The 14,063-nt window shown below is 74.0% G+C and carries 14 protein-coding genes; 8 read left to right on the top strand and 6 right to left on the bottom strand.

Annotation, left to right across the window (positions count from 1 at the left end):
- Positions 1-34 precede the first annotated feature (34 nt).
- On the top strand, positions 35-1,447 hold the full coding sequence (locus OTB20_RS03190) for an aldehyde dehydrogenase family protein (protein ID WP_267815005.1): 1,413 nt from the start codon (positions 35-37) through the stop codon (positions 1,445-1,447).
- Between the two features lie 107 nt (positions 1,448-1,554).
- On the top strand, positions 1,555-2,634 hold the full coding sequence (locus tag OTB20_RS03185; protein WP_267815004.1) for a zinc-binding dehydrogenase: 1,080 nt from the start codon (positions 1,555-1,557) through the stop codon (positions 2,632-2,634).
- Between the two features lie 198 nt (positions 2,635-2,832).
- Here OTB20_RS03185 and OTB20_RS03180 read toward each other — a convergent pair whose 3' ends face one another.
- Positions 2,833-3,480, bottom strand: coding sequence for a TetR/AcrR family transcriptional regulator (locus OTB20_RS03180; RefSeq protein ID WP_267815003.1), 648 nt, complete (start codon positions 3,478-3,480; stop codon positions 2,833-2,835).
- A 113-nt stretch (positions 3,481-3,593) separates the two neighbouring features.
- Between OTB20_RS03180 and OTB20_RS03175 the strand changes: the two genes are divergently transcribed.
- The 3 genes from OTB20_RS03175 to OTB20_RS03165 all read left to right on the top strand — a co-directional run bounded on the left by OTB20_RS03175 (position 3,594) and on the right by OTB20_RS03165 (position 5,845).
- Positions 3,594-4,745: an acyl-CoA dehydrogenase family protein gene (locus OTB20_RS03175; RefSeq protein WP_267815002.1), complete on the top strand. Its 1,152-nt coding sequence runs from the start codon at positions 3,594-3,596 to the stop codon at positions 4,743-4,745.
- Positions 4,746-4,804: 59 nt separating this feature from the next.
- Complete coding sequence (locus tag OTB20_RS03170; RefSeq protein WP_267759746.1) at positions 4,805-5,116, top strand: YiaA/YiaB family inner membrane protein; 312 nt, start codon at positions 4,805-4,807, stop codon at positions 5,114-5,116.
- Between the two features lie 75 nt (positions 5,117-5,191).
- The gene (locus tag OTB20_RS03165; RefSeq protein ID WP_267815001.1) at positions 5,192-5,845 is read left to right on the top strand and encodes a TetR/AcrR family transcriptional regulator; all 654 of its coding nucleotides are present in this window, start codon (positions 5,192-5,194) and stop codon (positions 5,843-5,845) included.
- Positions 5,846-5,929: 84 nt separating this feature from the next.
- On the opposite strand, the gene OTB20_RS03160 is transcribed toward OTB20_RS03165, so the two are convergent.
- The gene (locus tag OTB20_RS03160) at positions 5,930-6,391 is read right to left on the bottom strand and encodes a MaoC family dehydratase (RefSeq protein ID WP_267815000.1); all 462 of its coding nucleotides are present in this window, start codon (positions 6,389-6,391) and stop codon (positions 5,930-5,932) included.
- 162 nt (positions 6,392-6,553) lie between these two features.
- Here OTB20_RS03160 and soxR point away from each other — a divergent pair, with 162 nt between their 5' ends.
- Positions 6,554-7,000 carry a redox-sensitive transcriptional activator SoxR gene (gene soxR, locus OTB20_RS03155; protein ID WP_250740309.1) on the top strand — a complete coding sequence of 149 codons (447 nt, stop codon included), beginning with the start codon at positions 6,554-6,556 and terminating at the stop codon, positions 6,998-7,000.
- Here the strand turns inward: soxR and OTB20_RS03150 are convergent.
- The 4 genes from OTB20_RS03150 to OTB20_RS03135 form a co-directional block, all read right to left on the bottom strand.
- A complete protein-coding gene (locus OTB20_RS03150; protein ID WP_267814997.1) occupies positions 6,978-7,835 on the bottom strand; it encodes a 3-keto-5-aminohexanoate cleavage protein in 858 nt (285 codons plus the stop codon). The two genes, soxR and OTB20_RS03150, sit on opposite strands and share 23 nt — an antisense overlap.
- Positions 7,832-8,461, bottom strand: coding sequence for a hypothetical protein (locus OTB20_RS03145; RefSeq protein WP_267814996.1), 630 nt, complete (start codon positions 8,459-8,461; stop codon positions 7,832-7,834). Before OTB20_RS03145 ends, OTB20_RS03150 begins: the two co-directional genes overlap by 4 nt.
- 152 nt (positions 8,462-8,613) lie before the next feature.
- Positions 8,614-10,056, bottom strand: coding sequence for a serine-threonine protein kinase (locus OTB20_RS03140; RefSeq protein ID WP_267814995.1), 1,443 nt, complete (start codon positions 10,054-10,056; stop codon positions 8,614-8,616).
- A 79-nt stretch (positions 10,057-10,135) separates the two neighbouring features.
- Positions 10,136-11,479, bottom strand: a complete 1,344-nt coding sequence (locus OTB20_RS03135) for a DUF1343 domain-containing protein (protein WP_267814994.1) — start codon at positions 11,477-11,479, stop codon at positions 10,136-10,138.
- Positions 11,480-11,593: 114 nt separating this feature from the next.
- Here OTB20_RS03135 and OTB20_RS03130 point away from each other — a divergent pair, with 114 nt between their 5' ends.
- Together OTB20_RS03130 and OTB20_RS03125 are read left to right on the top strand one after the other, a co-directional pair.
- Positions 11,594-12,358 (top strand): SDR family oxidoreductase, encoded by a 765-nt coding sequence (locus tag OTB20_RS03130; protein ID WP_267814992.1) that lies wholly within the window; start codon positions 11,594-11,596, stop codon positions 12,356-12,358.
- Positions 12,355-14,040: a class I adenylate-forming enzyme family protein gene (locus tag OTB20_RS03125; RefSeq protein ID WP_267814990.1), complete on the top strand. Its 1,686-nt coding sequence runs from the start codon at positions 12,355-12,357 to the stop codon at positions 14,038-14,040. Before OTB20_RS03130 ends, OTB20_RS03125 begins: the two co-directional genes overlap by 4 nt.
- Positions 14,041-14,063 lie beyond the last annotated feature (23 nt).

Below are 14,063 nucleotides of genomic sequence, written 5' to 3'. Positions count from 1 at the left end.
GTCCACGCGTTCGCGCGTGCTCGGGAGGATTGCCATGAAGGCCCACGACGGGATGTACATCGGCGGCGAGTGGCGGGCCGCCCTCGGCCACGGCCGCATCGAGGTCCTCAACCCGGCCGACGAGCGGCCCATCGCCTCGGTCCCGGACGGTACGGCGCAGGACGTGGACGCGGCCGTACGCGCGGCCCGCCTGGCCTTTCCGGCCTGGGCGGCCACGGCTCCGGCCGAGCGGGCCGCCCTCATCGGCGCCCTGCGCGACGTGCTCGTCGCCCGCAAGGGGGAGATGGCGGAGACGATCACCGCCGAGCTGGGTTCGCCGCTGGGGTTCTCGGAGATGGTCCACGTCGGGGCGCCGATCGCCGTGGCCTCCTCCTTCGCCGAGCTGGGGGCCTCGTACGCCTTCGAGGAGCGGATCGGGAACTCGACCGTGCTGCTGGAGCCGGTCGGCGTCGTCGGGGCGATCACTCCCTGGAACTACCCGCTGCACCAGATCGTTGCCAAGGTGGCACCCGCTCTCGCCGCCGGCTGCACCCTCGTCCTCAAGCCCGCAGAGGACACCCCGCTGACCGCACAGCTCTTCGCCGAAGCCGTGCACGAGGCGGGGATCCCGGCCGGAGTCTTCAACCTGGTGACCGGCACCGGCCTGGTCGCCGGCCAGGCACTGGCCGCGCACGAGGGAGTCGACCTCGTCTCCTTCACCGGGTCCACCGCCGTCGGCAAGCAGATCGGCGCCACGGCCGGCGCCGCCGTCAAGCGGGTCGCCCTGGAACTGGGCGGCAAGTCGGCCAATGTCATCCTGCCCGGCGCCGACCTCGCCAAGGCCGTCGCGGCGGGCGTGGGCCACGTCATGAACAACGCCGGCCAGAGCTGCAACGCGCTCACTCGCATGCTCGTCCACCGCGACGATTACGAGGAGGCGGTCCTGCTCGCGGCCGCCGCCGCGGCCAAGTACGCCTCCGGCGACCCCCTCGACCCGGCCACCCGCCTGGGCCCGGTCGTCAGCGCCAAGCAGCGCGACCGCGTCCGCGGCTTCATCACCAAGGGCGTCGAGGAGGGCGCGCGCCTCGTCGCGGGCGGGCCCGAGGCGCCGCACGAGCAGGGGTACTTCATCGCCCCGACCGTGTTCGCCGACGTCACGCCCGATATGACGATCGCCCAGGAGGAGATCTTCGGCCCGGTGCTGTCGATCCTGCCCTACGACGACCAGGACGAGGCCCTGGCCATCGCGAACGGCACCGACTACGGGCTGGGCGGCGCAGTCTGGGCGGCCGACGAACAGACGGCCGTTGCCTTCGCCCGCCGGATGGACACCGGTCAGGTGGACATCAACGGCGGCCGCTTCAACCCGCTCGCGCCCTTCGGCGGGTACAAGAAGTCCGGCGTGGGCCGCGAGTTGGGCCCGCACGGCCTCGCCGAGTACCTCCAGACCAAGTCCCTGCAGTTCTAGCCCCGCAGCCCTCCGGCCCACCGCCGCAGCCCACCGCACGGCTCGGCACCGCCGCCCGGCACCGCACCGCCCCGCCCCACGACCCCGCACACACGGAGACGACGATCATGGTCCGCGCCGCCATCCTGCCCGCCGTCGGAGCCCCCCTGGAGATACGGGACATCGTGCTGCCCGATCCCGGCCCCGGCCAGGTCCGGGTGCGGCTCGCCGCCGCCGGGGTCTGCCACTCCGACCTCTCCCTCACCAACGGCACCATGCGGGTTCCCGTACCCGCCGTCCTCGGCCACGAGGGGGCGGGCACGGTCCTCGCCGTCGGCGAAGGGGTCACCCATGTGGCGCCCGGAGACGGGGTGGTGCTCAACTGGGCCCCCTCCTGCGGGCAGTGCCACCACTGCTCGATCGGGGAGGTCTGGCTCTGTGCCAAGGCCCTCACCGGGGTCGGGGCGGTGTACGCCCACGACGCCCGGGGCACCGAGCTCCATCCCGGGCTGAACGTGGCCGCCTTCGCCGAGGAGACGGTCGTCGCGGCCAACTGCGTACTGCCCGCCCCCGCAGGGATCCCGCTGGCCGAGGCCGCACTGCTCGGCTGCGCGGTCCTCACCGGCTACGGAGCCGTGCACCACAGCGCCCAGGTCCGCCCGGGCGAGTCGGTGGCGGTCTTCGGAGTCGGCGGCGTGGGTCTGGTCGCCCTCCAAGCGGCCCGTATCGCGATGGCGGGCCCGATCGTGGCCGTGGACGTCTCCCCGGACAAGGAGGAACTGGCCAGGGCGGCCGGGGCCACGGAGTTCCTGCTCGCCTCGGAGACCACGGCCAAGGACATCCGCGCCCTCACGGGCGGCCACGGCGCGGACGTGGCCATCGAGTGCGTCGGCCGGGCCGCGAGCATCCGGGGCGCCTGGGAATCCACCCGGCGCGGCGGCCGTACGACGGTCGTCGGCATCGGCGGCAAGGAGCAGCAGGTCACCTTCCACGCCCTGGAGATCTTCCACTTCGCCCGCACCCTCACCGGCTGCGTCTACGGCAACAGCGACCCCGCCCGCGACCTCCCGGTGATCGCCGCCCACGTCCGCGCGGGCCGGCTCGACCTCGGAGCCCTGGTCACCGATCGGATCACCCTCGACGGCATCCCGGCCGCCTTCGACGCCATGCTGGCGGGCAAGGGCGGCCGCTCGCTGGTGATCTTCTAGGACCGTCCGTCCGGGGCGGGCTCCCCTTGGGATCCGTCCTCGGGCGACCTGCCCCGGGTGCCCTGCGTTTGGCGGCCCGCCTGCTGCCGCCCGCCTGCTGCCGCCCGCCTCCGGTCGGGCCGCCTCTGCAGCGGGCCCGCCAATTGGGGCCCGCCCCTGTCGCGGGCCCCTGGCGGACCGCTCAGGGCGGCCCGCCCCTCAGGCGATCTCCCGCAGCGCCTCGTACTGAAGGGCCAGGCCGTCCAGCAGCGCCGCCAGGCCCGTCTCGAAGGCCCCCTCGTCCACCTCGTGCTGCCGCTCCGCCAAAAGGTGGGCCTGGCCCAGGTGCGGGTAGTGCGACGGGTCGTATGCCGTCTCGTCGTCCACGAAACCCCGGGCGAAGGAACCCACCGCCGAGCCGAGGATGAAGTACCGCATCAGTGCGCCGATCCGGGTCGCCTGGGCCGGCGGCCAGCCGGCCGCGGTCATCGCGCCGTAGACGGCGTCCGCCACCCGCAGCCCGGCCGGCCTGCGGCCCGGTCCGCGCGCCAGCACCGGCACGATGTTGGGATGGTCGGACAGGGCGGCCCGGTAGGAGTGGGCCCAGTCGCGCAGCGCGACCTGCCACTCCCGGCCGTCGCCGGCCTCGAACATCGACAGGTCGACCCGCGCGCTCACCGCGTCCGCGACCGCGTCCAGGATCTCGTCCTTCGTGCGGAAGTGGTTGTACAGCGAAGGTCCGCTGACTCCCAGCGCAGCCGCCAGCCGCCGCGTCGAGACGGCTTCGAGCCCCTCGTCGTCCACCAGGGCGCCCGCCGCCTCGACGATGCGGGATCTGCTGAGGAGGGGCTTGCGCGGTCTGGCCATGCGCCACATAGTAAGGCCTGCCGGATTTAAACTAGCGGTGCTAATTAACGGGCCGTTCCCATGCGCCCGTCCATCCCCGTCCGCCCGTCCCCGTCCTGCCCCGGAGGTGCCCGGTGAACCTGGAACTCAGCGACGAGCAGTCCGCCGTCCGCGATCTCGCCCGTGCGTTCACAGAGCGCGAGGTCGCCCCGTACGCGGCCGACTGGGACCGCGCCGAGAGCGTGGACCGGGCCATCGTGAAGAAGCTCGGCTCCGTCGGCTTCCTCGGCCTCACCGTCCCCGAGGAGTACGGCGGCTCCGGCGGCGACCACCTCTCCTACGTCCTGGTCACCGAGGAGCTCGGCCGCGGGGACTCCGCCGTGCGCGGCATCGTCTCCGTCTCCCTGGGCCTGGTCGCCAAGACCATCGCCGCCTGGGGGAGCGAGGAGCAGAAGCACGCCTGGCTGCCTCGCCTGTGCTCCGGCGAAGCCCTCGGCTGCTTCGGGCTCACCGAACCCGGCACCGGCTCCGACGCCGCCGCCCTCACCACCCGCGCCCGGCGCGAGGGCGACGCGTACGTGATCAGCGGCAGCAAGATGTTCATCACCAACGGCACCTGGGCCGACGTGGTCCTGCTCTTCGCCCGCACGAACGAGGAGCCCGGCCACCGCGGAATCTCCGCGTTCCTCGTGCCCACCGACACCCCGGGCCTGACCCGCCGCGAGATCCACGGCAAGCTGGGCCTGCGCGGCCAGGCCACCGCCGAACTCGCCCTCGACGGCGTGCGCGTGCCCGCCTCCGCGATGCTCGGCCCCGAGGGAAAGGGCTTCTCCGTCGCCATGTCGGCCCTCGCCAAGGGCCGGATGTCGGTGGCGGCGGGCTGTGTCGGCATCGCCCAGGCCGCGCTGGACGCGGCCGTCTCCTACGCCGCCCAGCGCGAGCAGTTCGGCAAGCCGATCGCCCACCACCAGCTGGTCCAGGAGCTGATCGCCGACATCTCCGTCGACGTGGACGCGGCCCGGCTCCTGACCTGGCGGGTCGCCGACCTGATCGACCGCGGGCAGCCCTTCGCCACCGAGTCCTCCACCGCCAAGCTCTTCGCCTCCGAGGCCGCCGTCCGCGCCGCGAGCAACGCCAGCCAGGTGCACGGCGGTTACGGCTACATCGACGAGTACCCGGCCGGCAAGCTGCTGCGCGACGCCCGCGTGATGACCCTGTACGAGGGCACCAGCCAGATCCAGAAACTCCTCATCGGCCGTGCCCGTACGGGGGTTTCCGCCTTCTGAGTACGTACGTGAGTACGTGCGCGGATGTGCCGCGGCCCGGCCCGCCCGAAGCTGGACCCATGAACGAGACACCGGTCAAGCAGCAGAACACGAGCGCCTACTACGGCCAGGCCGTCGCCTCCTTCGGCGTCGCCATCGGCGCGGTGGCCCTGGGGATCTACAACCTCGAGGCCAACGGCTGGGTCCGCGCCTTCCTCGGCATCGCGGTCCTGTACCTCACCACCTCGGCCTTCACCCTCGCCAAGGTGATCCGCGACCGCCAGGAGGTCACCCAGATCGTCACCCGGGTCGACCAGGCCAGGATGGAGAAGATCATGACGAGCTACGACCCCTTCGCCACCCCGAAGCAGCCGGCCCCGCAGGATCGCTAAGCGCTTGCTCACCCCTCCGGTAAGGTGTTCATTCCGAGGTTTTCATTCCTACGGGCCGAAGAAGGTGGGCGAGCGATGGACAGCGCGGAGGAGATCGGCGGCTACCGGCCGTGGTCGGAGGTCACTCCCGACGCCGCGCGGCGGCTGCTCGTCGCCGCCGTGGAGGCTTTCGCGGAGCGCGGTTACCACGCCACCACCACGCGGGACATCGCAGGCCGGGCCGGCATGAGCCCGGCCGCGCTCTACATCCACTACAAGACCAAGGAAGAGCTGCTCCACCGGATCAGCCGGATCGGCCACGACAAGGCCCTGGAGATCCTGGACATCGCCGCCTCCGGCCCCGGCAGCGCAGCCGAGCGGCTGGACGCGGCCGTACGGTCCTTCGTGCGATGGCACGCGGCACATCACACCACCGCGCGAGTGGTCCAGTACGAGCTCGATGCTCTCGCTCCGGAGCACCGCTCCGAAATCGTGGCCCTGCGCCGGCAGAGCGACGCGGCCATCCGCCGCATCCTCGCCGACGGTGTGGCCGCCGGGGAGTTCTTCGTCCCCGACGTATCCGGCACCACCCTCGCCGTGCTGTCGCTGTGCATCGACGTCGCCCGCTGGTTCAGCGCGGACGGCCGCCGCACGCCCGACGAGGTCGGCGCGCTCTACTCGGGCCTCGTGCTCCGCATGGTGGGCGCCCGCCCGGACGCCGCGAGTGCGCCGGGCGCGGCTCGGAATTAGCGGCCCGCAAGTAGCGGCGCCGAACGGGCGGCGCGGAAGCAGCGGCGCGGAAGTATCGGCGCAGAGCAGCGCGGAAGTAGCGGATCAGAAGTAGTAGCGGGACACCGACTCCGCCACGCACACGGGCTTCTCGCCGCCCTCGCGCTCGACGGTCACGGTGGCCGACACCTGAACGCCGCCGCCCGCCTCCACGACCTCGGTGATCAGCACGGTCGCCCGCAGTCGCGACCCGACCGGCACCGGCGCCGGGAAACGCACCTTGTTCACCCCGTAGTTGATGCCCATGCGCATGCCCTCGACCCGCATGATCTGCGGCACCAGGCTCGGCAGCAGCGACAGTGTGAGGTATCCGTGCGCGATCGTGGAACCGAAGGGTCCGTCCGCCGCCCGCCGCGGGTCCACGTGGATCCACTGGTGGTCCCCGGTGGCGTCCGCGAAGAGGTCGATCCGCTTCTGGTCCACCTCCAGCCATTCGCTCGGGCCGAGCGGTGCGCCGATCCCGGCGGTGAGCTCCTCGGCGGACGTGAAGATCCTCGGCTCGGACATACCCGTACCTCTCCCTGGCGAATAAGCGCTTGCTCAGCATGCTGTCGGCGCGACGGATCTGTCAACGACACTCCTGGCCTCTCCTGACCGCCTCTGCCCGCGCCTGCCCGGTCTGGCCGGACCTGACCGCGCGTGGCCGCCCGGCCGATTACCCTCGGCGGTGTGCCGCAGATTCCCGAGAAGGTCCACGAGCTCACCGTCGGCCAGCTGTCCGCCCGCAGCGGCGCGGCCGTCTCCGCACTGCACTTCTACGAGGCCAAGGGCTTGATCAGTAGCCGCCGCACCTCGGGAAACCAGCGCCGCTACACCCGCGACGCGCTACGCCGCGTGGCATTCGTCCGGGCCGCCCAGCGCGTCGGCATCCCCCTCGCCAGCATCCGCGACGCACTCGCCCAACTCCCCGAAGGGCGCACTCCCAACCGTGAGGACTGGGCCCGCCTTTCCGAGAGCTGGCGCGCCGAGCTCGATCACCGCATAGCCCAACTCGGTCGGCTCCGGGACCATTTGACCGACTGCATCGGCTGCGGATGCCTCTCGCTGGAGAATTGCGCGCTGTCCAACCCGGATGACGTCTTCGGCGAACGCCTCACCGGTTCCCGGCTGTTGTAACGCCTCGCGCCCGGGCCGCCGCCGCGACCAGTTCGGCGTTCGACCGCGCCGCCCGCCCGTCCGGCAGGTGCAGCACGTCTCCTATGCCGATCCGCGCGCCGGTGCCGTACCGTGCGGCCAGCCGCAGCACCGGCCAGGCCGCCGCCTCCCGCCCGAACAGCACCACCGGCACCGGCGGCAGCCGGCGCAGCAACTCGGCGGCCGGCCCCGGGTCGGCGCAGGACAGCTCGGCCACGAGCCGGACCCGCGCGGGATCCCGTACCGGCCAGGCGAGGAACCGCGCCAGCGGACCGGGCAAGCCGCCCGGCCGGGCTTCCGCGCCGACCGCGACTTCCGCATCCACCGCCACCCCGCGCTCCAGCAGCGCCTCGGCGAGCTCCCGCGCTCCCGGCTCCGCGAACCGCACCACCGCCCGGTCGGGCAGCACCGTCCAACTCCGCACCCGCGCCGGCCACCCCCCGTGATCCGGCTCGGCCCCCGCACCCAAACCCGCGCCCGCGCCCGCACCCGCACCCACGCTGACGGCCACCCGGCCCGCCTCCCCGGGCCCGGCGGCGTCCGGCAGGGTGCGGGCCCCGGCCCCGATGCCCGCGTTCCCCAGGGCCTCCAGGAGCGGTCCGACCACCCGGGGCGAGAGGCTCTCGCGGCCGCACGGGGTACGCGGATGGACCAGTACCTCCCGGGCTCCGGCATCCACCGCCGCCAGCGCGGCCTCCACCAGGTCGTCGGGGCTCATCGGCACGGCCGCCCCGTCGGCGGCGTCCCGGGAGCCGTTCAGTGACACCACCAGCGTCGGCCCCAGCTCCTGCGCCGGCCACGGCGGCGTCGGGCTCACGCCGCGCCCGCCAGATCGGCCCCCGGCAGCGCCGGGTCCGCGAGCGCCGGTCTGGGCACCACGATTCCGCAGCCCGCGCACACCGGCCCGTCCCACGCCCACGCGGCGCCCGCCGGGACGCCGCCGGGTCTGCCGGGTCTGCCGGCGGCGGCCCGGGCCGCCGCCGCCGGCCAGTGCAACTCCCGCGTCCCGCACACGGGGCATTCCGTACCCGGTTCGGACTCCAGCGCCTCCACCAGCCGCCTCAGTACCTCGCCCAGCGTCCCCTGCGGCCGCACCCCCGGATCGGCGCAGCGCACCACCGCCTCTCCGCCGCCGCCCCACGCCCAGTCGGGCCGGCGCAGCCCGTCGTGCTTCTCGCGGCGTCTACGCTCCGCGAACTGCCGTTCGTACTCCAGCCAGACCGCCCGAGCGTCTTCCAGCTCCTCCAGCGCGGCCACCAGCCGCGACGGGTCCGCCGCCCGGTCCTCGGGGCCGATCCCGTGCCGGTCGCACAGGTGCCACCAGGTCGCTCGATGCCCGTAGGGGGCGAACCGCTCCAGGCAGCGGCGCAGCGAATGGCGCCGCAGGGCCCGGTCGTTGTGCGTATCGCGCACCTGATGGGCCAAACTCCGGAATCCCGCCATCACACCTTCACCTCCGCCGAGCGCCCAGCGCAGGGCGCCGGGCCCGCCGCACTGTGTTCTCCACAGGACGGGCTCCGTGTGCCCAACATGCCCGGCCCGGTGCGGGCGCATGCGGGGGCGGTCGAGGCGTACGGGTGGCACTTGGCCGGAACTCAGCGCCCCATGCGCCCCGCGGCCACCACCAGACGGGCCAGCTCCTCGTGGCAGATGTCGCTGTGCGCCCCCGAGGGGGCGCCGCCGCGCCGGACCACGGAGCCCGCGTCCACGCTCACGCAGCCCGTGGCGGGCAGGCCGCCGCGCAGGGCCGCGTCCAGCGTCAGGCGCGGTGTTCCCGGCACGCCCCGTACCCCGTCGTGCCCGATCGCGCCCCACCGCTCGTCGAAACCCAGCAGACCGGCCGAATCGCCGGCCATCCGGGAGGCCAGGGGGTAGAAGACCTTGAGGGAGGAGTCGTAGGGGGAGTGGCAGGCCGTCAGCGGGCCGTCGATCCTGGCCTGCAGTCCGCGCAGGGCGCCCCCGCGCCCCCGGTCGTGCGGCAGGCTGTCGGCGAACGCGTAGTGGGAGAAGGCCCCCTGGAGGATGGTCAGGGACTTCACGTTCCGCGCCCCGTCCGGCAGTGCGCGCAGCGCGAAGGACACCACCCGGCCGCCGAAGCTGTGGCCGATGAGGTGCACGCGCAGGGCCGGGCGGCGGCCGGCCAGCTCCGCCAGCAGCGGCCCGAGGCCGTGCTCGCCGACCACCCCGGCCCGCGCCTTCATCTGGTAATACGTGGCCTGGCGCAGCACCTCTTTGGCGCCGCTCCACAGTGTCCGCGCCCCGCCGCCGGCCGAGAAACCGGGACGGGGGGAATCCCCGGCGCCCGCGCGGTCGCCGGGGAACGTGGCGCCCGCCTCCGCCAGGGCCCCGGCGAACTCCCGGCACACCCGAAGGATGTCCCCGGTGAGGAAGTCCGGTACCTCGCGCGGGGCGAAGGCCGCCGCCAGATCGTCGCCGGTGCCCACCCCGTCGACCCCGGCCAGCTCCCGGACCAGCGCGCCGAACTCGGCGAAGCCGCCCTCGTGCGTGGGCCGTTCCTCCAGCAGCTCGGCGATCCGGTCCAGCTCCGCCCCCCGGCCCGGCCAGAACGCGCCGAGGGCCTGCCGGGTGGCCGGGTCCAGGGCCGTTCCGTGGCCCGGTTCCCCGACACCGCCCGGCCCGACACCCCCCAGCCCTTCCGTGCCCGGGGCGTCGCCTCCCGCCCCGTCTCCCGTTCCGCCCAGCACGCCACGGGCGTCGAAGTCGGGTATCGGCTCGTCCGAGAACCGGATCGATGGCCACACGACCCCCATGTACCCCAGCCGTACCCCGGTCCCCACCAGATCCGCGAAGGGAGCGTAGAACCGGTCGAAGAGGCGGATCGCCGTGGACCGGTCGGAGTTCCACCCGTGGGCGAAGACGAGCAGGTCGGTGGCCTCCATCCCGAAGGCCGCCTCACGCGCGCCCGGGGCCGCGTCGCCCTGCGCGTCGAAGGTCAACTGCACGTACGGCCGGACCCCGATCCCCGCCGTCCCCGACCCCGTCCCCGCCGCAGGCACCGTCCCACCGATGTGCACCATGACGCCCCCCTCCACGCCGTGTCCTGCCCACAGCATCCTGCGGACCAGGCCCCCCGGCCAGCCCCTCGGCGCCACCGGCTCACGGATACAGCAGGTACTTCTCCCGTACCGCCGCGAACTCCGCCAGCCCCGCCGCCCAGTCGCCCGCGATCTCCTCCACGCCCGCTCCCGCGTCGACCATCAGCCGGACCCGGTCCGAGCCCGTCAGCCGGTCGATCCAATGGTCCGAGCGCCACGCGAAACCGCTCCACACCCGCCGCGCGGTCACCAGCAGCCCGATCCCGGCCCGTACCGGATCGAAGGCCTCCCGGTCGTGGACGAGCAGCCGGACCCCGCCGCAGGTCTTCCCGGCGTGCTTGGAGAAGGACGGCGTGAAATAGGCCTCCCGGAACCACACCCCGGGCAGCTCCAGCGCGTTCGCCGCCTGCGCCCACCGCCGGTCCACGCCCTCCGCGCCGATCAGCTCGAAGGGCGTGGTGGTACCGCGCCCCTCCGACAGGTTCGTCCCCTCGAACAGGCAGGTCCCTGCGTACGCCAGGGCCGTGCCCGGCGTCGGCATGTTCGGGCTCGGCGGGACCCAGGGCAGCCCGGTCGCGTCGAAGAAGGACTCCCGCCGCCAGCCGGCCATCCGCACCACCCGCAGCCGCACCGCCTCCCCGGCCGGGCCGCTCGCCCGGAGGAACTCGCCCGCGAAGAGCCCGGCCAGCTCGCCCGCCGTCATCCCGTGCGCCAGCGCGATCGGCTCCCGGCCCACGAAGCTCGCGTACGGGCGCTGCAGGACGGGCCCGGCCGCCCGCCGGGCGCCGACGGGGTTGGGGCGGTCCAGCACCACCACGGCCTTGCCGGCGAGCGCGGCCGCGCGCATGCAGTCGTAGAGGGTCCAGATGTAGGTGTAGAAGCGGGCGCCGACGTCCTGGATGTCGAAGACGACGGTGTCGACCCCGGCCGCCGTGAAGGTGTCGGCCAGGGGCTGCCCGCTCTTGTCGTACGTGTCGTACACGGGCAGGCCGGTCGCCGGATCCCGCCCGGCCCCCTCCGAACCGCCCGCCTGGGCCGTGCCCCGGAAGCCGTGCTCGGGGCCGAATACCGCGACCAGGTCCACGCGTTCGTCGGCGTGCAGTACGTCGACCAGGTGGCGGGCGTCCGCAGTGATCCCCGTCGGGTTGGTGACCACCCCGACCCGCTGCCCGGCCAGCACGGCGTACCCGTCCGCGGCGAGCCGCTCGAATCCGGTCCGCACCCGGCCGGCGGGCGCGCCCTCCGTTTCGGCCACCGCACCGGGATCCGCACCGGAAGCCCCACCGAGACCCGCACCGGGCCCCGGAGCATTCAGGGCGACCGCCCCCGGGGTTCCCGCCCCCCAGGCTCCCGCGGCTCCCGCCGCCCCGGCCAGACCCAGCAACCCGCGTCGCGACAGCGTCATCGCGCCAAAGTAGGGCGCCGCACCCTTCCACCCTGACATACCGACTGGTTAGTCTGCCGGTGATCCGGCGGGCGGCAGCAGGCCGCGCGGGCACGGAGGGCGAAGGGCGGACACGTGAACGCGTTCCAGGACCAGCGAGTCGTCGTCACCGGCGCGGGCGGCGGCATCGGCGCCGCCCTCGCCCACCGCTTCGCCGCCGAGGGGGCCACCGTCGTGGTCAACGACCTCGACCCCGCCAAGGCCGCCGCCGTCGCGGGCGCGATCGGCGCCCGCGCCGTCGCCGTGCCCGGCGACGCCTCGGCCGTGGTCGCGGAGGCCCGCGAGGCGCTCGGCGGCGCCGTGGACGTCTACTGCGCCAACGCGGGCCTCGCCTCCGGCGGCGACGCCTTCGCCGACGAGGCCGTCTGGGAGGCGGCCTGGGACGTCAATGTCATGGCCCACGTCCGCGCCGCCCGGCTGCTGCTGCCCGACTGGCTGGAGCGCGGCAGCGGCCGTTTCGTGTCCACCGTCTCGGCCGCCGGACTGCTGACCATGATCGGAGCGGCCCCGTACAGTGTCACCAAGCACGGCGCGCTCGCCTTCGCGGAATGGCTCTCGCTGACCTACCGCCACCGCGGACTCCAGGTCCACGCCATCTGCCCGCAGGGGGTCCGGACCGACATGCTCACCGCCGCCGGATCGGCGGGCGAGCTGGTCCTCGCGCCGACCGCGATCGAGCCGGAAGCGGTCGTGGACGCACTGTTCGACGGTATGGAGAAGGGCCGGTTCTTGATCCTCCCGCACCCCGAGGTCGCGGAGTTCTACGCGTCCCGCGCCGCCGACCCGGACCGCTGGCTCAGCGGAATGAACCACCTCCAGCGCAAGTGGGAATCCCGGTGACCGCGCAGACCCCGCCCCCGGCCCCGCCCGCCGGATACGCCGCCAAGCCCTGGCTCGGCCTCCTCAGCCCGGTCCAGCGGGCCCCGATCGCACCCCCGCCCAGCGTGCTGCACGCCTTTCGCGCCGCCGTCGCCAGGGCCCCCGGGCGCACGGCGCTCGCCTACTTCGACGGCCGCCTCACCTACGCCGAGGCCGACGCGCTCTCCGACTCCCTCGCCGGCCACCTCGCCGCCCAGGGCACCGGCCGCGGGGACCGGGTCGCCGTCATGCTCCAGAACACCCCGCACTTCGTGCTCGCCGTCCTGGCCGCCTGGAAGGCCGGGGCCGTCGTGGTCCCGCTCAACCCCATGTACAAGTCCGGCGAGGTCGGCCACATCCTGCGCGACTCCGGGTCCACCGCACTGGTCTGCGAGGCCGGCGCCTGGTCCGCGTACCTGCGCGGGGCCGCGCACGGGACCGCCGTACACACCGTCCTGACCGCCTGCGACCTGGACTTCCAGACCCGCGACGACGTACGCGTCCTCGCGCCGGACCGCCCGGAGCAGGCGACCGACGCCGCCGACCTCGCCACCGTGGCCCGCCGGGGCCGCCCCGCCCCGCCCGACCCGGGCCTCCGGGCCACCGACACCGCCCTCATCAGCTACACCTCCGGCACCAGCGGAACCCCCAAGGGCGCGATGAACCCCCACGGCGCGCTCACCCACAACGCCCTGCGCCAGGTGACCGGCCACCCGGTCCCCGCAGGAGCCGGCTACTTCGCCCTCGCCCCGCTCTTCCACATCACCGGCATGGTGTGCGAGCTCGCCGCCTGCCTCACCAACGCGGGCACCCTGGTCCTGGCCCACCGCTTCGACGCCGGAGCCGTACTCGACGCCTTCCTCGAACACCGCCCCGCCTACACCGTGGGCCCGGCCACCGCCTTCATGGCGCTCGCCGCCCACCCCGGGGCCACCCCGGACCACTTCGCCTCCTTCCAGGTGGTCTCCTCCGGCGGCGCCCCGCTGCCGCCCGCCCTGGTCGAGAGGCTGCGCACCGCCTTCGGCTTCTACCTGCGCAACGGCTACGGCCTCACCGAGTGCACCGCCCCCTGCGCCTCGGTGCCCGTGCACCGCGAAGCCCCCGTGGACCCGGCCTCCGGCACCCTCTCCGTGGGCGTGCCCGGCGCCGACACCCTCGTACGGATCCTCGACGGGAGCGGCGCCGAGGTGCCCTTCGGCGAGACCGGGGAGATAGCCGTCCGCGGACCGCAGGTCGTCCCCGGCTACTGGGGTCTGCCCGCCGACTCCGCCAAGGCCTTCCCGGACGGCGAACTGCGCACCGGGGACGTGGGGTTCATGGACCCCGAGGGCTGGCTCTACGTGGTCGACCGCAAGAAGGACATGATCAACGCCTCCGGGTTCAAGGTCTGGCCGCGCGAGGTCGAGGACGTGCTCTACACCCACCCCGCCGTCCGCGAGGCGGCCGTCGTCGGCATCCCGGACGCCTACCGCGGCGAGAGCGTGAAGGCCTACGTCAGCCTGCGCCCCGGGACCGTGGCCGACCCGGCGGAACTATCCGCGTACTGCGCCGAGCGCCTCGCCGCCTACAAGTACCCGCGCCGGGTGGAGATCCTGCCTGTCCTTCCGAAGACGACCAGTGGCAAGATCCTGCGACGGGAGCTGCGCGAACGCGACCACGGCTGAAACCGGCCGGACCGCGTCCGTAC

Origin of the sequence: Streptomyces sp. H27-H1 (assembly GCF_026627445.1) — a bacterium.
Taxonomy (GTDB): Bacteria; Actinomycetota; Actinomycetes; order Streptomycetales; family Streptomycetaceae; genus Streptomyces.
Note: the sequence above shows the minus strand (reverse complement) of the source record. Positions and strands in the feature narration are given on the sequence as shown.